Raw genomic sequence first — 21605 nt, 5'->3', positions numbered from 1 at the left:
CGGGGCGGGTCCCGCGGCCGGATCCTGTGGCCGGGTCCTGGCCGTCGCCCTGTGACGGGGTCCCCTGGCCGGGTCCTGTGACCGGTCCATTCATCTGAGGGCTGTACGCTGCGCACCGACCGGCCGTCGATCAACGGCCGCCCCCCATTGACCGCACGAGCACCTTCGGGACGGCCGTAGCCCCATGAATTGGTTCGAATCACTCATCCTCGGGCTCGTCCAGGGGCTGACGGAGTTCCTCCCCATTTCATCCAGCGCGCACTTGCGCCTCACCGCGGCCTTCGCGGGCTGGCACGACCCGGGCGCTGCCTTCACGGCGATCACCCAGATCGGCACGGAGACGGCCGTCCTCATCTACTTCCGCAAGGACATCGCGAGGATCGTCTCGGCCTGGTTCCGCTCGCTGACGAACAAGGAGATGCGCGGCGACCACGACGCCCAGATGGGCTGGCTGGTGATTGTCGGCTCGATCCCGATCGGCGTGCTGGGCGTCACGCTCAAGGACCACATCGAGGGCCCGTTCCGCGACCTGCGGCTGATCGCGACCACCTTGATCGTGATGGGCGTCGTGCTCGGCATCGCCGACCGGCTGGCGGCCCGGGTCGAGGAGGGCGGCCGGCACCGCGCCGCCCCGGAGCGCAAGACGCTGCGGGACCTGGGCGTCAAGGACGGCCTGATCTTCGGCATGTGCCAGGCGATGGCGCTGATCCCCGGTGTCTCCCGGTCCGGCGCGACGATCAGCGGCGGCCTGCTGATGAGCTACACCCGCGAGGCGGCGGCACGCTACTCCTTCCTGCTCGCCATCCCGGCGGTACTCGCGTCCGGCCTCTTCGAGCTGAAGGACGCCAGCGAGGGCGGTCATGTGTCGTGGGGCCCGACGATCTTCGCGACGATCATCGCCTTCGGCGTGGGGTACGCGGTGATCGCGTGGTTCATGAAGTTCATCACCACCAAGAGCTTCATGCCGTTCGTGATCTACCGGATCCTGCTGGGCCTGGTGCTGCTCGCGCTGGTGGGGATGGGTGTCCTCAGCCCGCACGCGGGCGAGTCGGCGGGCTGACCGTCCCCCCGCCCGGAGGACGGGGCCCGGCGGCGCGAGCTTCGTCACACACCGTTCGGGAGCTTCGTCACAAAGTGGCCGACGAGTGGGGGGATCGGCGGAGGGTCCGCCTACGCTGGATGCCATGACCCGATCCCCTGCCGAGCTGCCCACCCCGGATGCCGACGCGCTGAACGCGGCGATCCGTGAATTGTGGGCGCGTTCTGGCGGGCAGCTCTCGGAGGACGAGCAGCGCATCTACAGCGCCCTGGTCGTCCAGTGGGCCCGGACGTCGCAACAGGGCGACATCGCCCGGGCCGCGTAGGGCCACCCGCCGGGCCGCCCTGCCCCAGAGGCCGCCACGCCTGGCCTCCTCCGCCGTGCGTCGCACGACGGAGGAGGCCGCTCACCGACCCGGCCCGACCGACAGGACACGACCTAGGTCTGTCCCGTCCAGCGCTGCGACGCCTCCCCCGCGCACGTCTTCGTCACCAGTCCGCTGCTCATGCCCAGGTCGAGGCAGCCGCCGCCGTAGTCGCTGCGGAGGCTGCCGCCCGAACCGCTGCGCCACAGCCGGCCGATGTCCTGCGCGCAGTCACCCACGAAGACGGCCTGGCCCAGCCCGTTCGAGTACAGGCACTGGCCGGTCTGTTGGTTGACCAGCCTGAAGCTCCCGCCCGAGGTGCTCCGCACCGTCCACCGGGCGGTCGAGTCGGCGCAGTTGCCGTGGTCGGCCGCGCCGTAGACCTGGGTGACGCACCTGCCGTTGTCGCCGTTGCGGTAGCGGAGAGTGCCGGACGCCGGGGGCGCGGACGTTCCTCCGCCGGACGTGCTCGTGCCGGACCCGCCGGACGTGCTGGTGGAGGAGCCGCCGGACCCTCCGGTGCCGCCGGCGCTCGTGCCGCTGGTGCCGCTCGTGCCGCCGGACGTCGCCGTGGAGCCGCCCGAGGTGCTCGTACCCGATCCGCCGGACGCCGGGGACGTTCCGCCGGACCCGGCTCCCCCGGCGCCCCCGGCCGGGACCCCGCCCGCCGTACCGGCCGCGCCCGCCGCGACCGCTCCGGGCGGCACGGCCCCGGCGCTCCCGGCGCCCCCGCCGGGCGTCTTCCCGGCCGGTGAGGTGCCCGGCGAGGCCGCGGGGGACGCCGTGCCCGCCGGGGCCCCGCCCGCCGCCGACGGGGGCGGCCCGCCCCGCGCCGGGGCGGAGGCGGACGGCGAGACCGGGCCCTCGGCGCGGGGCGCGGACGTGTGGGGCAGGAGCTGGACGGCGAGTGTCGTACCGCCCACCACCACGACCACCGGGACGGCGGCCAGCAGCACGCGGGTGCGGCGGCTGCGTTCGGGCCGCGCCGCTGCCGCCGCCTTCGGCGCCCGATCCGGTTCCGGCGCCCGCTCCGGCTCCGGTTCCGGCTCCGTCTTCCGGTCGGGCGCTCGGTCGGGCGCCCGACCGGGGGCCGCGTCCGGGGCGGTGTCCGGGCCCTGGGCGGGGTCCGGGCCCTGGGCGGGGTCCGGCCCGCTGGTGAGCGGGAGCGTCGGTACGTCGATCCGCCGCACGTCCGCCGCGAAGGCGGCCCGCTCCGAGAGGACCGCGGTGACGGCCTCCGGCCAGAGCGGGGCGGTGAAGGGGCCGCGCCGGGCGGCGGTCGCGAGGAGTCCGGCGGCGGTGGGGCGCCTGTCCGGGTCCTTGTCCAGGCAGGCCGCGACCACCTCGGCGAGGTCCGGCTCCCGTTCCCGCAGCGGCTCCAGATCGGGCTGCTCGTGCACGATGCGATACAGCACCCCGTGCCCCGACTCGTTGCCGAAGGGCGGCCGGCCGCACGCCGCGTACGCGAGGACCGACCCCAGGGCGAACACGTCGGTGGCGCCGCTCAACCGGCGCGAGCCGGAGGCCTGTTCGGGCGCCATGTAGGCGGGCGTCCCCACGACCATGCCGGTCCTCGTGAGCCGGCTCTGCTCGGCGGCCCGGGCCACACCGAAGTCGATCAGTGTGAGGCCGTCCAGGGTCAGCATGACGTTGGACGGCTTGAGGTCCCGGTGCACCATGTCCAGCGCGTGTACGGGCGCGAGGGCGGCGGCCGCCTCGCGGAGCAGCAGCCACAGCGCCCGGGCGGGCAGGGGGTCGCCGTTCAGCTCGACGGCCTCGCGCAGGGTGAGCCCGGGGACGTACGCGGTGGCGAACCACGGCGGGCGCGCGGCACGGTCGCCGGCGATCAGCGGCGCGGTCGCCCCGGCGGGCAGCCGGGCGATGTTGTCCAGTTCGTGCCCGAAGCGGCGCAGGAAGTCCGCGTCCTCCCCGACCACGGAGGCCAGTAACTGCTTGACGGCGACGTACCGGCCCTCATGGACGCCCAGGTACACCCGCCCCATGCCGCCGGCCCCGAGCCTGCCCGCCAGCGGGATCGGACCGATCCTGCGCGGGTCGTCCGTCTCCAGCGGCTCGGCGCCGCTCCCCCTCAGCTCCACCACGTCAGCCCCGTACGATATTGGAATCAGTTTCTAGAAAGTCGCTCTGGAAATCTACTCCGGACGGAGCCCCGAAAGGAACCTCGTGAGCCCCAAGCAGCAACGCGGTGAGGTGACCGCCGATCTCCTCCTGGACGCCGCGTTGCGCGTCTACTCCGCCGAGGGCGAGCGGGGCGTCACCGTCGCCGCCGTCACCCGGACGAGCGGGGTCAGCCTGGGCAGCCTGTACCACCACTTCGGCAGTATCGACGGCCTCGTCGCGGCCCTGACGCACCGCTGGCTGGGGCGCCTGCTGGAGGAGCTGGCCACCGCCCTCCTGGGCGCGGACAGCGCCCGCGCGGGTGTCCGCGCCCTCGTCGAGGCCTACCTGGGGTTCGTCCGGGAACACCGGGCCGCCGCGCTGCTGCTGCACTCCTCCACGGCCGACCGCCACGGGATGGCCAGGGGCCAGGAGCTGCGCGACACCCAGGAGGCCCGGCTCTCGGCCTTCGCCCAGTGGATACAGCCCCGTGTCGAGTCGGGCGAACTCGCGCCACTGCCGCTGCCGTTGATCGAGTCCCTGGCCCTCGGCCCGGTCGTCGCCGTGGCCCGCCGCTGGCTCTCCGGCATCGAGGACGTCGATCTCGACGAGGCCGCCCGGGACCTGCCGGAGCGCATCTGGCGGTCCCTGGCCCCATGACGGCGCCCCGGCGGAGGCGGCGGGTCCGGGTGCCGTGACGGCGGGGGCACGGGCGGGGCCGGGCCTGGCGGCGGGGAGCGGCCGGGCACGGGTGGCGGAAAGCGGCCGGGCATGGGCGGGGGCCGCCGGCAGGGGGGGTGACCGGCGGCCCCGATGCCCGGGTCCTCCGTCCCGAACACGTACGACAGAGCCTGCCGCGCGCCGGGGGTGGGCACGAGGGCGCACGGCGCATATATGCATGCGTTCCGTTCACACCCCGTGTGATTCGCGGGCACGCGTCCGGGCCCTGGCCCCGGGAGGCCGCCCGGAGGAGCGGGCCGCGCGGCGCCCGGGCTGCGATCACCCGCCGTACGGCGCACCCTGGTCCCATGGCCTGGCAGACACCCGTCGTCGTGCACCGCCCCTCCCCCGGCGGCGGACGGCGCGTGACCGTACGGGGGCAGATCGTGGGACTGGCCCACAACGACGCGGACCTCGTCGAGTTCCTGCGCCGTTCCGGGCTGGACGAGGCGGACATCTCCCTGGACGACCCCCATCTGGTGGAGTGGCGCGGCGGGCGGGCCCACCATTGGGAAGCGGCCTGAGGAACGCCCGGAGGACGCCCGGAGGACGCCGGGAGGACGCCGGGAGGACGCGGGGAGGACGGCCCCGGACGGGGCGGTGCACGGCTCTTGGCCCGCGGCCGCCGCTGCCCGACACTGAGGCGATGACGCAGCGCGTGGACCTCGCGACCGTGATGGACCGGCTGGCCATCGACGAGCTGATCACCCGGTACGCGGTGGCCGTGGACGACGCCGACTGGGGCGCCTACCGGGGGCTGTTCACCGAGGACGGCCACGCCGACTACCGGGCCGCGGGCGGTGTCGCCGGACGGGCCGGTGAGGTGGCGGACTGGCTGGCGGAGACGATGGCGCACTTCCCCGTGCGGCAGCACCTGATCGTCAACCGGCGGGTGACCATCGAGGACCTGGGCGGCTACCCGGGCGACCGCGCCCGGGCGTTCGCCGACTACGTGAACCCGATGCGGATGACGGCGGGGGACGACGTCGTCTCGGGCGGGCGGTACGCGTTCGCCATGGCGCGCACCGGGGGCGGCTGGCGGCTGAGCACGGTGGTGGTGCACGAGAAGTGGCGGCGCACCGGGGGCGTACTGTCGGCGGAATGACCCGCTCCCGCACACTGGAGGCGTCAGCGGGCCCCTGGGCGCGAGGAGGCGCGGTATGCGGATTCCAGTGGGCCGGCCGGGTGGTGGGGCGGGTGCGCCGCTGTCCCCGTGGTGGCGCGGTACGGCCGCGGCGGCCGCCGGGGCGCTGCCCGCGGCGGCCTTTCCGGCGCCGTCCCTGTGGTGGTGGGCGTACCTGGCGCTGGTGCCGTGGATGCTGCTGGTCCGTACGGCTCCCACCGGGCGCCGGGCCGCGCTGGACGGCTGGCTGGGCGGGGTCGGTTTCATGCTGGCCGTGCACCACTGGCTGATGCCGAGCCTGCACGTGTTCATCCTGCTGCTGGCGGCGCTGCTCGGGCTGTTGTGGGCGCCGTGGGGGGTGCTGGTGCGCCGGATGCTGGGCGGGGCGCCGTCCCCGGCCCGGGGCGCGGCCGCGCTCGCCGTCGTCCCGTCGGGCTGGCTGATGGTGGAACTGGCCCGGTCCTGGGAGGGCTTGGGCGGTCCGTGGGGGCTGCTGGGCGCCAGTCAATGGCAGGTGCCGGCCGTGCTGCGGGTGGCCGCGGTGGGCGGGGTGTGGCTGGTGAGCCTGCTGGTGGTGGCGGTCAACACGGCGGTGGTCCTTCTGGTGGCGGTCCCCTCGCTGCGCCGCGCCGCCGTGGCCGGCCTGGTGGTGTGCGGGGTCGCCGTGGGGGCGGCGGCGCGGTGGGTGCCGGGCCCGGAGCCGGCCGGGCGGGTGCGGGTGGGCGTGGTGCAGCCCGGTGTCATCGGCGGGGCGGACGGTCCGGAGCGGCGGTTCGACCGGGGCGAGGAGCTGACGCGGGAGCTGGCCGGCCGGGACGTGGACCTGGTGGTGTGGGGCGAGAGCAGCGTCGGTACGGACCTGGCGGCCCGGCCCGGGTACAGCGCCCGGCTGGCGGCGCTGGCGCGCGAGGTCGGCGCCCCGGTGCTGGTGAACGTGGACGCGCGCCGGTCCGACCGGCCGGGCATCTACAAGAGCAGCGTCCTCGTCGGCCCGGAGGGCATCACCGGTGACCGGTACGACAAGATGCGGCTGGTGCCGTTCGGAGAGTACGTCCCCTTCCGGTCGCTGCTGGGCTGGGCCACCTCCGTCGGCAAGGCGGCGGCCGAGGACCGGCGGCGCGGCGAGCGCCCGGTGGTGATGACGGTCGGGGAGCGGGGCCCGCGGGTGGGCCCGCTGGTCTGCTTCGAGTCCGCGTTCCCCGACATGAGCCGGCACCTGGCCCGGGAGGGGGCGGAGCTGCTGGTGGCGCAGTCGGCGACGTCGACGTTCCAGGAGAGCTGGGCGCCGGGTCAGCACGCGTCGCTGGCGGCGCTGCGGGCGGCCGAGACGGGGCGGCCGGTGGTGCACGCGACGCTGACCGGGGTGAGCGCGGTGTACGGCCCGGACGGCGGGCGGGTGGGGGCGCCGCTCGGCACGGAGGTGAGCGGGGCCGCCGTGTACGAGGTCCCGCTCGCCGGGGCGACTACGCCGTACGTCCGGTTCGGTGACTGGGCCGTGTACGCGGCGGTGGCCGTGCTGGCCGCGCTGTGCGCCGCCGGGGCCGGCCGGGTGGTCAGGCGGCGGCCTGCTCCAGGCACTCCCGTACCACCCGCTCGCACAGCTCGTGGGTCGCGAGTGCGTCCCGGGCGCTGAGCGTCCTTCCGGCCCGTACGGCGTCGAGGAAGGCGTGCACGGTCTGCTCGATGCCGCGCTGGCGGGCGACCGGCACCCAGTCGCCGCGCCGCCGGACACTGGGCTGGCCCTTGTGGTCGACGACGTCGGCGAGGTTGAGGACCTGGCGCTTGGTGTCCTGGCCGGACACCTCGAGGACCTCCTCGGTGGAGCCGTTCATGCGGTTCATCATGCCGATGGCGGTGAAGCCGTCCCCGGAGAGCTGAAGCACCACGTGGTGCAGCAGCCCGTCGCGGATCCGGGCGCGTACGTCGGTGTTCTCGACCTGGCCGGGCAGCAGGAACCGGAGGGTGTCCACGACGTGGATGAAGTCGTCCAGGACGAGGGTGCGCGGGTCCTCGGGCAGGCCGATCCGGTTCTTCTGCATGAGGATCAGCTCGCGCGGGTGGTCCGCGCACTGGGCGTAGGCGGGGGCGAGGCGGCGGTTGAAGCCGACGGCGAGGCCGACGCCGCGCCGCTCGGCGAGTTCCACCAGGCGGCGGGACTCGTCGAGTTCGTACGCCAGCGGCTTGTCGACGTACGTGGGCACCCCCGCCTCCAGCAGGCGGGTGACGATCTCGGCGTGCACGGACGTCGGGGCGTGCACGAACGCGGCGTCGGGGCGGGCGGCGAGCAGCGCGTCCAGGTCGGTGTGGCACCGGCCGGCGGGCACGTGGTAGGTCGCGGCGACCCGGGTGAGGGTGGCGGGGGTGCGGGTCTGGAGGTGCAGTTCGGCGCCGGGGACGGTGGCGAGCACCGGCAGGTAGGCCTTCTGCGCGATGTCGCCGAGTCCGATGCAGCCGATCCTCACAACGCTCTCCCTATCGCCGTACGCCACCGTCGTCGTGCCGGCGCGCCCGGTCAGAATACGTGTGCTGGGGCGGCCGCCAGTCGGCGATGCCGTCGAACGCGCGCAGGCCGAGGCCGGGGGCGAGGCGGACGAGGCCCATCAGCGTCTCGCGGAGGGCGACGACCGGGGCGCTGGTGCGGGTCAGCAGCCGGGCCACGCGCGCGGAGGTGCGCACGACTCCGGTGGTGCGGGGCACCCGGGCGGCCGAGTACGCGGCGAGGCCGGCGCCGGTGTCGTGGTGGGGCGCCAGGTGGTGGGCGAGCACGATGGCGTCCTCGATGGCCTGGTTGCCGCCCTGGCCGAGGGTGGGCGCCATGGGGTGGGCGGCGTCGCCGAGCAGGGCGGTCCGGCCGCGGTGGAAGGCGGGCAGCGGGGTGGTGAGGTGGCGGATGTCGTGCCGGAGGACCTGGTCGGGGGTGATGGTGGCGAGGATCTCGGGGATGGGGTCGTGCCAGGCGCCGAAGCGGCGCACCAGCTCCGCGCGTTCGTCGTCGCGGGCCCGCCCGCCGGCCGGGGCGACGGCCGCCGCGTACGCGTAGACACGGCCGTCCTTGAGCGGCTGGGTGCCCCACAGTGCGCCGCGCCCCCAGGACTCGTGCGGGGCGAAGGGCCGGCGGGGGGCGGGCACGACGACGCGCCAGCTCGTGAGTCCGGTGTACTCGGGCGCGGGGTGGGCGGGGAACAGGACGGGGCGTACGGCCGAGTTGATGCCGTCGGCGCCGACCACGAGGTCGGCCTCGATGTCGCCGTCCGGGGTGGTGACCACGGCGCGGTGCCCGGTGGCGGCCGTTCCGGGGTCGGTGAGCGTGGCGGGGGCGCCGGTGCGGACGGTTCCGTCCGGGAGGCGGGCGGCGAGGGTGTCGATGAGCGTGGCCCGGTGGACCACGACCAGCGGGCCGCCGTACCGCTCGGCGGCGGCCCGGGCGTCGGTGCGGGCGAGCCAGCGGCCGTGGGCGGTGCGCATGCCGCCGTCGCCCTGCCAGGCGGCCAGGGCGCGGATCTCGTCGCCGAGGCCGATGACGTCGAGGGCGCGCAGGGCGTTGGGCGCGAGGCCGATGCCGGCGCCGACGGGCCGCAGCGACGGGGCGCGCTCCAGGACGGTGACGTGCCAGCCGCTCCGGTGCAGGGCGACGGCGGCGGTGAGTCCGCCGATGCCGCTGCCGACGACGACGGCACGGGGCGTGACGGTGCGCTTGTCCATGACTCCTCCGAGAGTCGGAACTACATCTGTAGTGACGCCATCAAGGTACTACGGATGTAGTGAGGGCGGTAGGTTGGGGTCATGACCGCACGTGCCGACCTGATCGCCGACGCCGCACTCGCCCTGCTCGCGGAGCGGGGCATGCGCGGGCTGACCCACCGCGCCGTGGACGAGGCCGCCGGACTGCCCCAGGGCTCCACGTCCAACTACGCCCGCACCCGCCAGGCGCTGCTGGAGGCGGCGGTGCGGCGGCTCGCCGACCGGGAGGCGCAGGTGCTGTCCCTGGAGGGGATGCCGGCACCGGGCGAGGGGATCGACGGACTGCTGGACGCCCTGTCCCAGACCTTGCACCGCTACCTGACCGGCCACCGCGAGCTGCTCGTGGCGCGGTACGAGCTGGGCCTCGAGGCCACCCGGCGCCCCGAGCTGCGGACGTTCTACGACGAGACCGGGCGCCGGTTCCGGGAACCGCTGACCGCGCTGATGCGGGCGGCCGGGTCGGTGCGGCCGGAGCGCCACACCCTGTCCCTGGTGGCCTGGTGCGAGGGGATGCTGTTCTCCGTCGCGGTGGGGACGTTCCACACCGCCGTCCCGACCGTCGCGGAACTGCGCGCCGGCTTCGGCGAGTTGCTCGGCGGCATGCTCGGTGACCGGCCGGCCGCGCCCATCACCCGTGCGGAGCAATAACGGCCGGTAGGGATCCCCAAGCGCCCGGTCACCCCGCAGAGTTGCGGGGTGCAACGAACGAGAATGACAGCGAAGGTCCTGGTGACCGTGGCCGTGGCGGCCGTTTCCGGTTGCGTGTCGGTGGACCAGGGGCCGCGCCCCGTACCGGCGGCCCCGGAGGCGAGCGGGGCGGCGCGCCAGGACGTGGCGCCGCAGATCGTCGAGGGCCCCGCGCGGGAGGCCCTGGAGGCCGCGCTTCCGCCCCCCGTGACGCCGCCCGCCCCGCGCGGGCGGCCTGCCGCGGCCGGGCCCCACCACGGCGCCCCGGCCGCCGCCGCGCCGTCCGCGCCGCCGCGCGCCACGCCGCGGGCCGAGCGCCCGGCCCGGGTCCCGTCACCGGAACGGCTGCGCGACCAGCTCCCCCGGATCCGGCCCCCCGCGGTGCCGGCCGTCCCGGACACCGTCCCCGACGTCTGCGCCCTCGGCCGGAGCTACGGCGGCTGGGACCCGCACAGCCGCCAGGCCCAGCTCTGCCGGGAGGCCTACGGCCACTGACGCCACCCGCCCGCCCGACCGGCCCCCGGCCCGGCGCGGCCCGTGGAGTCCCGCTCGGCCCACCCGCGGGCTCCCGCCCACCCGCGGGCCCCGCTCAGTCGGCGGCCAGGCGGCGGGCCAGGCGGGCGATGGCGGCGCGGACGGCGTCGCCGTAGCCGTCGTCGGCCAGGGTGACCGAGGCGGCGCGGGCGCGGTCCAGGTGGATCCGCGCCACCTCCGGGCGCCGCAGCCCGGCGTAGTCGGCCGCCAGGTCGAGGTGCAGCGACGGGTACAGGGCCCGCAGCTCCGCGCGGGGCTCGCCCGTCGCCTCCTCCGCCGCGGTCAGCGCCCGCAGGTCCCAGGCCAGCTCGTCGTAGGGGTCGTCCTGGGCGTCGGCCATGCAGTGCGCGAGCGTGCACCGCTGCACCGGGTCGCCGTCGGGGCCGAGCCGCCGCCACAGCGCACCGAAACGATTGCGCGCCTCCTCCCGGTCACCGCCATGGAGCAGCATCATGGTCTGCCCCATCCTGGTGAGGACCGCCTCCTCCGGCGCGTCCGACGCGTCCTGCTGCTGCTCCCGCACTGCGGCCTCCGCTCGTCCGTCGGCGACCCGGCCCGGGAGCCGGGAGCCGGCGAAGTCCCGGAGGCCGGTGTTCCGACGCTGGGTCGTGTCCGCAAAGTCTCGCCCGGCCCGCGGCGTCCCGCACGCACTGCCGCCGTGTGGCCGTCCGCCGGCCGGCCGGTCGTCCCGAGCGCGGCGGCCGGACCGGTCAGCCCAGGTCGGGGATGCGCCAGTCGATGGGGTCGTGCCCCTGGTCGGCGACGGCCTTGTCGATCTGCGTGAAGGGACGCGAGCCGAAGAACTTCTTCGCGGACAGCGGCGAGGGGTGCGCGCCCTTGACCACCACGTGTCGGGTCTCGTCGATCAGCGGCAGCTTCTTCTGCGCGTAATTGCCCCACAGGACGAACACGGCCGGGTCGGGCCGCGACGCCACGGCGGTGATCACCGCGTCCGTGAACTTCTCCCAGCCCTTGCCCTTGTGGGAGTTCGCCTCGCCGGCCCGGACCGTGAGCACCGCGTTGAGGAGCAGGACGCCCTGCTCGGCCCAGGGCATCAGATAGCCGTTGTCCGGGACCGGGTGGCCGAGCTCCTCCTGCATCTCCTTGTAGATGTTGCGCAGCGAGGGCGGGGTCTTGACGCCGGGGCGCACCGAGAAGCACAGGCCGTGCCCCTGGCCCTCGCCGTGGTACGGGTCCTGACCCAGGACGAGGACCTTGACCTTGTCGTACGGAGTGGCCTCCAGGGCGGCGAACACCTCCTCGCGCGGCGGGTAGACCGGCCCCTTGGCCCGCTCCTCCTCGACGAACTCGGTGAGCAGCTTGAAGTACGGCTTCTGCAGCTCGTCGCCGAGGACGCCGCGCCAGGACTCGGGCAGCATGTCGGTGTCGGTCACGTCAACAACCTCCGGTGGGGTGATCGCCTTGTCTGTTCACAGAACTTACCGGTGACCACTGACAACGGACCCGCCGGATGATCTTCCGACGGAGGAACGGGCGGACGGACGGCCGGGATACCGGCGGAAGGACGGCGGAAGGACGGCCGGGATACCGGCGGAAGGCGGGCGGGATACCGGCGGAAGGACGGCCCCCTCCTCGACGCCGCGCCGGGAGGGCGGGCCTCCAGGGCGTACCGGGAGAACGCGGACCGGCCGGGCGGTGACCCCGCGCGGGGCCGCCGTCCGGCCGGTCCGTTCCTGGCCCTCCGGGCCGTACTACCAGCTCGTCTTGCGCTGGAGCTCCCACATCTGCATGACCGTCTGCGGGTCCAGCGCCCGCTCGCCGCCCGCGATCTCCTCGCTCGCGGCGATGTAGAGCTTGCCCTGCCACAGCGGCAGCAGCCGGACGTCGTCCACGAGGATCTGCTGCGCCCGCTCGAACTCCTCCGTGACCGCGCCGCGGTCGCTGACCTTGCGGGACTTGGGCAGAAGCTGGTCGGTGATCTCCGGCCGGACGTACGGCGTGTTCAGCACGTTCTCCTTGCCGACGAACGGGGCGATGAAGTTGTCCGGGTCCGGGAAGTCGGGGAACCAGCCTCGTCCGAACGCCGGGTACTCACCCTTCTGGTAGCCCGCCTGGAACTCCTTCCAGGGCTTGCCCTGCACGGTGACCCGGAACAGCCCGGACGCCTCGAGCTGCCGCTTGAGCTCCTTGAACTCCGGCTCCGTGCCGGAGCCGTAGCGGTCGGTGGTGTACCAGAGCGTCAGCTTGACCGGCCCGTCGACACCCGCCTCGCCCAGCAGCTTCTTCGCCTTGGTGACGTCCGGCTCGCCGTACCGGTCGAAGAAGGCGGTGGTGTGGCCCGCGATGCCCTTGGGGACCATGGAGTACAGCGGCTCGGCGGTCCCCTGGTACACCTTGGCGACGAGCGCGTCACGGTCGACGACCTGGGCGATCGCCTGCCGGACGGCGAGCTTGCTCACGGAGGGGTCCTCGGCGTTGAACACCAGGTAACGGATGTCGGCACCGGTGGACTCGACGAGCTGGAGGCCCTCGTTCTCCGGCTTCTTCTCCTCGAGCTGGACGACCTCCTCCGCGGTCAGACCGCGGTAGGTCGCGTCGATCTCCTTCTTCCGCAGCGCGCCGACCATCGCCTCGGACTCCTTGAAGTACCGGATGGTGACGGCGTCGTTCTTGCGGTTGGCGAACCCCTTGTAGGTGGTGTTCCGGGTCAGCTCGGCCTGGGCGCCCTCCTGGTAGGAGTCCAGCACGTACGGGCCGGAGCCGGTGACCTTGCCGTCCTCGCGCAGCGCGTCCGCGGGGTACTTCCCGGGCGGCACGATGGACATGGCCGGGGTGGCCAGGATGAACGGGAAGGTGGCGTCGGATTCCTTCAGGTGGAACGTGACGAGCGTGTCACCGCTGGTGACGATCTTGTCGAGCGATCCGAGGAGCGGGGCGGGGCCGCCCTTCGCGTTGATCGTGCGGATCCGGTCGATCGAGTGCTTCACGGCGGCGGCGTCGAGCTTGGCCCCGTCGGAGAAGGTCAGCCCGTCCTTGAGCCGGCACTCGAAGACTTTGCTCACGGTGTCGGTGAATTTGCATTCGGCCGCGTCCGGCTGGGGCGTCGCACTGCCGGTGGGGAAGCTCAGAAGGGTCTGGAAGACGTTCCGGTAGAGCTCCCAGGAGTTGTCCCAGGCCGCAGCGGGGTCGAGCGTGGTGGGCGCGCTCGTCGTGCCGACAACGATCTTGTTCTCCCCATCGGCGTCATCGCCCGAAAAGAGGCTGCATCCCGCCAGCAGGGATATGGACGCAAGGGCTGCAGCCGCCTGCAGACTGGTCCGGTTGAACACGTGCGCACGCTCCTCGTTCAGCCATGGGTCGGCCGACCATACCGCAGTGCCCCGCCAGGTCAATGAGGTGGCCGGGCGGGGCACTTACCGCATTAAACGGTCAATCGGCAAAAAGGGGATCAGCCGACTCCGGCATTGAGGAAAATTCCGCCGTCAACGACCAGGGTCTGGCCGGTGATCCAATCCGACTGGCCGGAGGTGAGGAATGCGGCGGCCCCGCCGATGTCCTCGGGCACACCGAGCCTGCCCAGCGGATACGCGGCAGCGGCCTCCGCTTCCCGGCCCTCGTAGAGCGCCTGGGCGAATTTCGTCTTGACGACGGCCGGGGCGATCGCATTGACCCGGACTTTCGGGGCGAATTCGTGCGCGAGCTGGAGGGTCAGATTCACCATGGCGGCCTTGCTCATGCCATAGGCGCCGATGAAGGGCGAGGGAGCGATACCGGCGACCGACGCGATGTTCACGATCGCACCGCCGTTGTCCTTCTGCCACGCCCTCCAGGTCTGCTGGGCGAACCCGAGCGCCGAGATGACGTTGGTCTCGAAGACCTTGCGCGCCACGTTCAGGTCCAGCTCGGCCATCGGGCCGAAGACCGGGTTGGTGCCGGCGTTGTTGACCAGGAAGTCGACGCGGCCGAAGGCCTCCATGGTGCGCTCCACGGCGAGCGCCTGGTGCGCCTCGTCGTGGGCCTTGCCGGCGACGCCGATCACCCGGTCGGCGCCCAGCCTCTCCACGGCCTCCTTGAGCGCGTCCTCGCCGCGCCCGGTGATGCACACCCGGTCGCCGCGGGCGACGAGCGCCTCGGCCACGCCGTACCCGATGCCGCGGCTGGCGCCCGTGACGAGGGCGACCTTGCCCGACAGCGGGGGCAGTTCTGTTGCGGTCATGTCCGTCACTTCCTCGTCAGTTGAGCGGGCCGCCGGCCACGTACATGACCTGGCCGGAGATGAAGCCGGCGTCGTCGCCGGTGAAGAAGGCGATCGCGTGGGCGACGTCCTCGGGCCGGCCGACGCGCTGGACGGGGATCTGGGTGGCGGCGGCGGCCTGGAACTCCTCGAAGCCCATGCCCACGCGCGCGGCGGTCTGCGCGGTCATCTCGGTGACGATGAAGCCGGGCGCCACGGCGTTGGCCGTGATGCCGAACTTGCCGAGCTCCTTGGCGAGGGTCTTGGTGAAGCCCTGGAGGCCCGCCTTGACGGCGGAGTAGTTGGCCTGGCCGCGGTTGCCGAGCGCCGAGGACGAGGAGAGGCTGACGATCCGGCCGAAGCCCGCGTCGACCATGTGCTTCTGGCACGCCTTGGCCATCAGGAACGCGCCCTTGAGGTGCACGTTCACGACCATGTCCCAGTCGGACTCGCTCATCTTGAAGAGCAGGTTGTCGCGCAGCACGCCCGCGTTGTTGACGAGGATCGTCGGCGCCCCGAGCTCGGCGGCGACGCGCGCGACGGCGGCCTCCACCTGGGCGCCGTCGGAGACGTCGCAGCCGACGGCGATGGCCCTGCCGCCCGCCGCGGTGATCTTCTCGACGGTGTCCTTGCAGGCCGCCTCGTCGAGGTCGAGTACGGCGACGGCGCGGCCCTCGGCCGCGAGCCGGACCGCGGTGGCCGCGCCAATGCCCCGCGCGGCCCCGGTCACGACGGCGACGCGCTGCTCGGTGGTGGACATGCTGGTTCTCCTCGCCCTTGGATCCCGGATAAGCGGTTCGACCGGCACGTCCATGCCGGTGAGCGACCGCTTAGTACCTTCAGCAGACGAGACGCTAGAGACCCTGGCACCCGGTGTCAACGGCCCACCGGGTGCGCCCGGTCACTCAGCGCACCAGCAGGTCGAGCAGCCGCTCCGCCTCGCCCGAGGGGTCGGCGGTGAGCCCGGTGTGCACGGGCCCCGGCTGGACGACTGTGGAGCGCGGCGCGATCAGCCAGCGGAAGCGCCGCCCGGCGTCGTCCCGCGCCGCCTGGCCGGCCCGCTCGCCGCCCGCGCAGACCCCCTCGACGGCGTGCAGCGCGGCCCGGACGCCGGTCACGTCGGCGTGCGGGTCGAGCGCGCGCAGCTTGGCCTCGTCGAGGTGCGTACGGGCGCACACGAAGGCCTTGGCGCGGCAGTAGACCACCACGCCCGCGTTGAAGCACTCGCCGCGCTCGACGCGCGGGACGACGCGCAGCAGCGCGTACTCGAAGACGTCGCGGTCGGTCACTTGCTGCTGTCCTTCGTGCGGTCCTGCTTGGTGGGGTGCGGCCAGGGGGCCAGGTGGTCGGTGAGCCAGCCGGGTGCCTGGGACGGCCGCCGCCCGGTCCGCTCCCCGAGGGTGATCCGTTCGTGGATGGTGGCCGCGCGCGGCAGCAGCGCCTCGACGTAGGCGCGGCGCAGCGCGTCGGCCGTGTCGAAGCCCGGCTCGTCGACCAGCCACTCGTCGGGGACGTCGGCGGCCACCTCGGTCAGCAGGTCCTCGGTGACCAGGGGGGCGAGCTCGGCCGCCGCGGCGGCGACGTCGGGCGCGAAGGGGGCGAGGACATGGTCGGAGGCGTCGTACGGCTTGGCGGCGGAGGCCCGGGCGCCCGGCCAGTTGTGGTGCCAGATCATGGTGGCGCCGTGGTCGATCAGCCACGGCTGTCCGTGCCAGACCAGCATGTTGGGGTTGCGCCAGGACCGGTCGACGTTGTTGATCAGCGCGTCGAACCAGACGACCCGGCCCGCCTCCTCCGGGTCCATCGTGTAGGCGAGCGGGTCGAACCCGATGGAGCCCGGGAGGTAGTCCATACCGAGGTTCAGTCCGCCGCTCGCCTTGAGCAGCTCCTGCACCTCCTGGTCGGGCTCGCCGAGTCCGATGACGGGGTCGAGCTGGATGGTGACCAGCTCCGGGACGCGCAGGCCGAGCCGGCGGCCCAGCTCGCCGCAGACGACCTCGGCGACGAGGGTCTTGCGGCCCTGGCCCGCGCCGGTGAACTTCATGACGTACGTGCCGAGGTCGTCGGCCTCGACGATCCCGGGGAGGGAGCCGCCCTCACGCAAGGGCGTGACATAGCGGGTCGCTGTGACTTCGGAGAGCATCCCCCCAGGTTACGTCCCTGTCATGATCTGCCCCATGACCACGACCGACACCCTGAACGTCCCCGCTTTCCCGCGCCAGTTCGCCCGTACGCGCCGCTTCTCGCTCGGTGTTCCGGGCGCGTTCACCGTGTCCCCGGACGGCGCCCGGGTGCTGTTCGTGCGCACCGGCTCGGGCTCCGACCCGGTGGGGCGGCTGTGGCTGTACGAGGACGGGGAGGAGCGGCTCCTGGCCGATCCCGCCGCCCTGGAGGGTGCCGGCGAGGAGGACGTGCCGGTGGCGGAGCGGGTGCGGCGGGAGCGCGCCGGGGTGATGTCGACCGGGGTGGTGGGGTACGCCGCCGACCGGCACGCGCGCGTGGCGGTGTTCGCGCTGGGCGGCGCGGTGTGGGCGGTCCGCACCGGTGGCGGTGCGCCGTGGCGGGTGCCCACGGCGGGGCCCGCCGTCGACCCGAGACCCTCGCCGGACGGTTCGCTGGTGGCGTACGTGACGGGGGGCGCCGTGCGGGTGGTCCGCACCGCCGACGGGGCGGAGGACCGGCTGCTGGCCGCGCCGGAGGGGCCGGAGGTCACCTATGGGCTGTCGGACCACGTGTCGGCCGAGTCGGTGGGGCGGTCGCGGGGGTACTGGTGGTCGCCGGACGGGGACGCCCTCCTGGTGGTCCGGACGGACCACGCGCGCGTGGGGCGCTGGTTCCTCGCGGACCCGGCCGATCCGGCCCGGCCGCCGCGCGCCGTCCGCTACCCGGCGGCCGGCACCCCCAACGCGGAGGTGTCCCTGTGCGTCCTGCGTCTCGACGGGCGCCGGACACCGGTCCTCACACCGGCGAGCGCCGCGCCCACGACCCATCCCCCGGGCGACTGGACGGACCGGGCGTTCGAGTACGTCACGGCCGCCGGCTGGGACGGGACCGGCCCCTTCGCCGAGGTCCAGACGCGCGACCAGCGCACGACCGAGCTGCTGGCCGTCGAACCGGACACGGGCGTGACCCGCCCGCTGGTGCGCCGGACGGACCCCGCCTGGGTGGAGCTCACCCCGGGCGTCCCCGCCCGGACCGGCGGCGGGGTTCCGGTGGTGACCGTGGTCCGGGACGACGTGCGGGGACTGCGGATCGGGAACGTGCCGAGCCCGCCGGGGCTCCATGTCCGCGCCGTCCTGGGCACCGTGGGCGAGCGGGTGTTCCTCACCGCGGGCGAGGACCCCGCCGAGACCCATGTGTGGGCGTACGCACCCGGCTCCGGGTTCCGCCGCCTCAGCCGGGAGCCGGGGGTCCACACGGCGGCGGTCGGCGGCGACACCGTCGTGCTGGACAGCCGCACGCCGGACGGGCGCGCCGTGACCGTGCTGCGTGGCGGTGAGCCGGCCGGGACCATCCGCGTGCTCGCCGAGACGCCGCTGGTCACCCCGCGCCCCGTCCACCTGTCGCTGGGCGTGCGGGAGCTGCGCTCGCACCTGTACCTGCCGTCCTGGCACGCTCCCGGCTCGGACCGGCTGCCCGTGCTGCTCAGCCCGTACGGGGGCCACGGACTCCAACTGGCCGTGCGGGCCCCCGGCTGGCCCGGGGCGGTGGCCCAGTGGTTCGCCGAGCAGGGCTTCGCGGTGCTCGTCACGGACGGGCGCGGCACGCCGGGGCGCGGCCGGGCGTGGGAGACGGCTGTCCGCGGCGACCGGCTGACCGCGCCCCTGGAGGACCAGGTCGACGCGCTGCGCGCGGCCGCCGGGCGGTACCCGGACCTGGACCTGGGACGGGTGGGCATCCGGGGCTGGTCGTACGGCGGTTACCTGGCGATCGGCGCGGTGCTGCACCGCCCGGACGTGTTCCACGCGGCCGTCGCGGGCGCCGCGCCGACCGACCGGCGCCTGTACGACACCCACTGGGAGGAACGGTTCCTCGGTCACCCGGACGTGCTGCCGGAGCAGTACGAGCGGTCCTCCCACGTGCCGTACGCCCATCGGCTGTCACGGCCGCTGCTGTTGATGCACGGGTTCGGCGACGACAACGTGGTGGCGGCCCACACCCTGCGGTTCTCCACCGCGCTGCTGGCGGCCGGACGGCCGCACAGCGTGCTCCCCCTGCCCGGTGCGACACACCGGGACACCGGGGTGGACGTGGTGAGCGGCCGGCTGAGGGCGGAAGCGGAGTTCCTGAGAAGCTCCCTGAGCGGGTGAACACCCCCCGCCGCCCTCCCGTACTCCCCCATGACACGCAGACGCCCGACACCCAGGGAAGGGGATGCCGGAATGACCGGATCGCAGGGGAGCAGCGGGGCAGTGGCCCGCCGTACCGTCGTCGCGGCCGCGAGCGGGGCCGGCCTGGCCGCCGTGCTCACCGCGTGCGGGGGGTCCGACACGCAGGCCGCCTCGGCAGGCGACGCCCAGGCGGGCGGGAGCCCGACGGGCGCGGCCGCCGCCACGGGCGGGACGGGGGGCGGCGGGGGTCAGGTGCTGGGGAAGACGACGGACGTCCCCGAGGGCGGGGGCATGGTCTTCGGCGCGGTCGTGGTGACCCAGCCGAAGGCGGGCGAGTTCAAGGCGTTCTCGTCGAAGTGCACGCACGCGGGCTGCGCGGTGAAGGAGGTCGCTAACGGGGTGATCAACTGCCCGTGCCACGGCAGCAAGTTCGACGCGACCGACGGCAGCGTCAAGGCGGGCCCGGCCACCATGCCGCTGGCGCCCGCGTCGATCACGGTCGAGGGCGACTCGATCAAGCTCGCGTGAGGCCGGGGCCGGCCGCGGCACGGCCCGGCCGGCCCCGGCGGGCCGGGCGTCCACCGGGACCACCACCGGGTGGCCCGGGCACACGGCGCCGAAGACGGTGTCGGGTCCTGGGACTTCCTCAGGCTGACGCCGGCGGGCCCCTGACCCGTCAGCCGCCGGCCGACCGGCCGACCTCGCGCAACGCCTCCACGGCCGCCCTGATCGAGGGCCGCCGGTCGGCGTCCGCGCGCCAGACCGCGTAGATGTGCCGCCGCATCTGCTGCCGCACGGGCACGAGGGCGACACCCTCCGGGACGGCCCCGCGCCCCAGACGCGGCGTGACGCACACGCCGAGGCCCGCCTGGATGAGGGCGAGCTGGGTGTGGTGCTCCCCGGCCAGGTGCGCGATACGGGGTTCGACGCCCTTCGACCGCAGCGTGAACATCAGCCACTCGTAGCAGAACTCGCCCTCCGGCCAGGACACCCAGTCCTCGTCCGCGAGCTCCTCCAGGTCCACCTCCGCCCGCCCGGCGAGCCGGTGCCCCGCGGGCAGCGCCACGTCGGCGGCGTCGTCCAGCAGCTCCGCCCTGGCCAGGCCGGCGGGGACGGGGAGCCGCTTGTTGCTCCAGTCGAGCACGACGGCCAGGTCCATGTCCCCGCGCAGGACCTGGCGCACCCCGTACTCGGGCTCCAGCTCGCTGGTGCGGACGACCAGGTCCGGGTGGTCTCTGCGCAGGGCGGAGATCGCCCCCGGGAACAGCCCCCGTGCCGCCGTGGGGAACCCGGCGAGCCGCACCTCGCCCACCACCTGGCCGCGCTGGGCCTCGATGTCCGCCTGGGCCAGCTCCACCTGGGACAGGATCCGCGCCGCGTGGTCGGCCAGCAGCAGCCCCGCGTCGGTCAGCCGCACGCCCCGTCCGTTCTTCGCGACGAGTTGCTGTCCGACCTCCCGCTCCAGCTTGGAGAGCTGCTGGGAGACCGCCGAGGTGGTCACGTGCAGCCCGTCCGCGGCCCCGCTCACCGAGCCGTGGCGGGCGAGAGCGTCCAGGGTGCGCAGGCGCTCCAGATTCAACATGTAAGCAATGCTAAGCGAAGGCGCACAGAAAATCTCGCTTGTGCTACGAGGATCTTCCGGGCCATGGTGTCGTTCATGAGCGCCGCCACCGCACCCTCCCACCCCACGCCGCCCACCCCCGCGGCGGACTCCCCTTCCCCCGACCCCTCCCCCGAGTCCTCCACCAAGCACCCGGGAGCCTCCACCGGAAGCTCCGCGGCTCCGGCCCCGGCCGCGCCGCCCGGGCGCCGCCGCGCCCTCGACTGGCGCGTCCGTTTCGGGCTGCTCTCCCTCATCTGGGGCTTCAGCTTCCTGCTGATCAAGGTGGGCACCCAGGCGTACGCCCCGTTCCAGGTGACCTTCGGGCGTCTGCTGTTCGGTACGGCGGTGCTCGCCGTCGCCATGGCGGTCAAGCGCGCCGGGCTGCCGCGCGGCGCCCGCACGTGGGGTCACCTGGCGGTGGCCGCGTTCTTCCTCAACGCGCTGCCGTTCTCCCTCTTCGCGTACGCCGAGCTCACCATCCCCTCGACGCTGGCCGGCATCTGCAACGCCACCTCCCCGCTGTGGGGCATGGCGCTGTCGCTCGTCGCCCTGTCCGAGGACCGGCCCACGCGCCGCCGGGTGGCGGGCCTGGGGATCGGCTTCCTCGGCGTGCTCACCGTCCTCGGGGCCTGGCAGGGCTTCTCGGGGCTGGACGCGACCGGCACCGCGATGGCGCTGCTGGCCTCGCTCAGCTACCCCATCGGCTGGATCTACGTCCGCCGTACGCTCGCGGGGCGCAGCGAGTCGCACCTGGCCCTGACCGGGGCGCAGCTCTTCCTGGCCACGCTGCAACTGGCCGTGGTGACACCGCTGTTCACGTCCTGGCCGTCGTCCTTCCCGGTCGCTCCGCTGCTCGCGGTTGTCGCCCTCGGGGCGCTGGGCACCGGTCTGGCGGTGCTGCTCCAGTACGGGATCGTCGCCGAGGTCGGCCCGACCACGGGCCAGATGGTCACGTACTTCATCCCGGTCATCGCCACCGCGGCGGGCGTGACGCTCCTGGACGAGGCGCTGACCTGGAACACCCCGGTGGGGGCACTGGTCGTGCTGGCCGGAGCGGCGCTCACCCAGAGCCGCCCGAAGGCCGGCCCGCCGCGCCGCGGCTGACGACGGCGGCGTACGGGACCGCGGCTGACGACGACGTACGGAACCG

General features: G+C 74.2%; 22 protein-coding genes. 11 read left to right on the top strand and 11 right to left on the bottom strand.

Annotated features, from left to right (window positions below):
- Window positions 1-184: 184 nt before the first annotated feature.
- Window positions 185-1060, top strand: coding sequence for an undecaprenyl-diphosphate phosphatase (locus ACF068_RS08060; RefSeq protein ID WP_392273327.1), 876 nt, complete (start codon window positions 185-187; stop codon window positions 1058-1060).
- Between the two features lie 124 nt (window positions 1061-1184).
- Window positions 1185-1364 (top strand): hypothetical protein, encoded by a 180-nt coding sequence (locus ACF068_RS08055; RefSeq protein ID WP_392273326.1) that lies wholly within the window; start codon window positions 1185-1187, stop codon window positions 1362-1364.
- 113 nt (window positions 1365-1477) lie between these two features.
- Here ACF068_RS08055 and ACF068_RS08050 read toward each other — a convergent pair whose 3' ends face one another.
- On the bottom strand, window positions 1478-3505 hold the full coding sequence (locus tag ACF068_RS08050; protein WP_392273325.1) for a protein kinase: 2028 nt from the start codon (window positions 3503-3505) through the stop codon (window positions 1478-1480).
- A gap of 82 nt (window positions 3506-3587) precedes the next feature.
- On the opposite strand from ACF068_RS08050, the gene ACF068_RS08045 reads away from it, so the two are divergent.
- From ACF068_RS08045 to lnt, 4 genes are all read left to right on the top strand, one after another.
- Complete coding sequence (locus ACF068_RS08045; RefSeq protein ID WP_392273324.1) at window positions 3588-4181, top strand: TetR/AcrR family transcriptional regulator; 594 nt, start codon at window positions 3588-3590, stop codon at window positions 4179-4181.
- A gap of 368 nt (window positions 4182-4549) precedes the next feature.
- Window positions 4550-4765 (top strand): hypothetical protein, encoded by a 216-nt coding sequence (locus ACF068_RS08040; protein WP_392273323.1) that lies wholly within the window; start codon window positions 4550-4552, stop codon window positions 4763-4765.
- A gap of 122 nt (window positions 4766-4887) precedes the next feature.
- Window positions 4888-5346: a nuclear transport factor 2 family protein gene (locus tag ACF068_RS08035; protein ID WP_392273322.1), complete on the top strand. Its 459-nt coding sequence runs from the start codon at window positions 4888-4890 to the stop codon at window positions 5344-5346.
- A 55-nt stretch (window positions 5347-5401) separates the two neighbouring features.
- Complete coding sequence (gene lnt / locus ACF068_RS08030; protein ID WP_392273321.1) at window positions 5402-6997, top strand: apolipoprotein N-acyltransferase; 1596 nt, start codon at window positions 5402-5404, stop codon at window positions 6995-6997.
- Here lnt and ACF068_RS08025 read toward each other — a convergent pair.
- Together ACF068_RS08025 and ACF068_RS08020 are read right to left on the bottom strand one after the other, a co-directional pair.
- Window positions 6918-7826, bottom strand: coding sequence for a Gfo/Idh/MocA family protein (locus ACF068_RS08025; RefSeq protein ID WP_392273320.1), 909 nt, complete (start codon window positions 7824-7826; stop codon window positions 6918-6920). The two genes, lnt and ACF068_RS08025, sit on opposite strands and share 80 nt — an antisense overlap.
- A gap of 10 nt (window positions 7827-7836) precedes the next feature.
- Window positions 7837-9066: an FAD-dependent monooxygenase gene (locus ACF068_RS08020; RefSeq protein ID WP_392273319.1), complete on the bottom strand. Its 1230-nt coding sequence runs from the start codon at window positions 9064-9066 to the stop codon at window positions 7837-7839.
- Window positions 9067-9147: 81 nt separating this feature from the next.
- Between ACF068_RS08020 and ACF068_RS08015 the strand changes: the two genes are divergently transcribed.
- Together ACF068_RS08015 and ACF068_RS08010 are read left to right on the top strand one after the other, a co-directional pair.
- A complete protein-coding gene (locus tag ACF068_RS08015; RefSeq protein ID WP_392273318.1) occupies window positions 9148-9753 on the top strand; it encodes a TetR/AcrR family transcriptional regulator in 606 nt (201 codons plus the stop codon).
- 63 nt (window positions 9754-9816) lie between these two features.
- Entirely contained in the window at window positions 9817-10287 is a 471-nt protein-coding gene (locus ACF068_RS08010) for a hypothetical protein (protein WP_392273317.1), read from the top strand.
- Between the two features lie 94 nt (window positions 10288-10381).
- On the opposite strand, the gene ACF068_RS08005 is transcribed toward ACF068_RS08010, so the two are convergent.
- The 7 genes from ACF068_RS08005 to ACF068_RS07975 all read right to left on the bottom strand — a co-directional run bounded on the left by ACF068_RS08005 (window position 10382) and on the right by ACF068_RS07975 (window position 16664).
- On the bottom strand, window positions 10382-10792 hold the full coding sequence (locus ACF068_RS08005; RefSeq protein WP_392273848.1) for a hypothetical protein: 411 nt from the start codon (window positions 10790-10792) through the stop codon (window positions 10382-10384).
- Window positions 10793-11036: 244 nt separating this feature from the next.
- Window positions 11037-11720, bottom strand: coding sequence for a uracil-DNA glycosylase (gene ung, locus ACF068_RS08000; RefSeq protein WP_392273316.1), 684 nt, complete (start codon window positions 11718-11720; stop codon window positions 11037-11039).
- 318 nt (window positions 11721-12038) lie between these two features.
- Window positions 12039-13616 (bottom strand): ABC transporter substrate-binding protein, encoded by a 1578-nt coding sequence (locus tag ACF068_RS07995; RefSeq protein WP_392273315.1) that lies wholly within the window; start codon window positions 13614-13616, stop codon window positions 12039-12041.
- Window positions 13617-13735: 119 nt separating this feature from the next.
- Complete coding sequence (locus ACF068_RS07990) at window positions 13736-14503, bottom strand: SDR family oxidoreductase (RefSeq protein WP_392273314.1); 768 nt, start codon at window positions 14501-14503, stop codon at window positions 13736-13738.
- 16 nt (window positions 14504-14519) lie between these two features.
- Window positions 14520-15281 (bottom strand): 3-oxoacyl-ACP reductase FabG, encoded by a 762-nt coding sequence (gene fabG, locus ACF068_RS07985; protein ID WP_392273313.1) that lies wholly within the window; start codon window positions 15279-15281, stop codon window positions 14520-14522.
- A gap of 145 nt (window positions 15282-15426) precedes the next feature.
- Entirely contained in the window at window positions 15427-15810 is a 384-nt protein-coding gene (locus ACF068_RS07980) for a DUF3037 domain-containing protein (protein WP_392273312.1), read from the bottom strand.
- The gene (locus tag ACF068_RS07975) at window positions 15807-16664 is read right to left on the bottom strand and encodes a HipA family kinase (protein WP_392273311.1); all 858 of its coding nucleotides are present in this window, start codon (window positions 16662-16664) and stop codon (window positions 15807-15809) included. The genes ACF068_RS07980 and ACF068_RS07975 overlap by 4 nt, the downstream gene beginning before the upstream one ends.
- 34 nt (window positions 16665-16698) lie before the next feature.
- Between ACF068_RS07975 and ACF068_RS07970 the strand changes: the two genes are divergently transcribed.
- On the top strand, window positions 16699-18831 hold the full coding sequence (locus tag ACF068_RS07970) for a prolyl oligopeptidase family serine peptidase (RefSeq protein WP_392273310.1): 2133 nt from the start codon (window positions 16699-16701) through the stop codon (window positions 18829-18831).
- A gap of 72 nt (window positions 18832-18903) precedes the next feature.
- Complete coding sequence (locus ACF068_RS07965) at window positions 18904-19380, top strand: Rieske (2Fe-2S) protein (protein ID WP_392273309.1); 477 nt, start codon at window positions 18904-18906, stop codon at window positions 19378-19380.
- A gap of 148 nt (window positions 19381-19528) precedes the next feature.
- On the opposite strand, the gene ACF068_RS07960 is transcribed toward ACF068_RS07965, so the two are convergent.
- A complete protein-coding gene (locus tag ACF068_RS07960; protein ID WP_392273308.1) occupies window positions 19529-20434 on the bottom strand; it encodes a LysR family transcriptional regulator in 906 nt (301 codons plus the stop codon).
- A gap of 75 nt (window positions 20435-20509) precedes the next feature.
- Here ACF068_RS07960 and ACF068_RS07955 point away from each other — a divergent pair, with 75 nt between their 5' ends.
- Entirely contained in the window at window positions 20510-21559 is a 1050-nt protein-coding gene (locus ACF068_RS07955; RefSeq protein WP_392273307.1) for a DMT family transporter, read from the top strand.
- Window positions 21560-21605 lie beyond the last annotated feature (46 nt).

The organism is Streptomyces sp. NPDC016309 (genome assembly GCF_043077235.1).
Lineage (GTDB): Bacteria > Actinomycetota > Actinomycetes > Streptomycetales > Streptomycetaceae > Streptomyces.
This window is presented reverse-complemented; position numbering and strand designations above follow the sequence as displayed.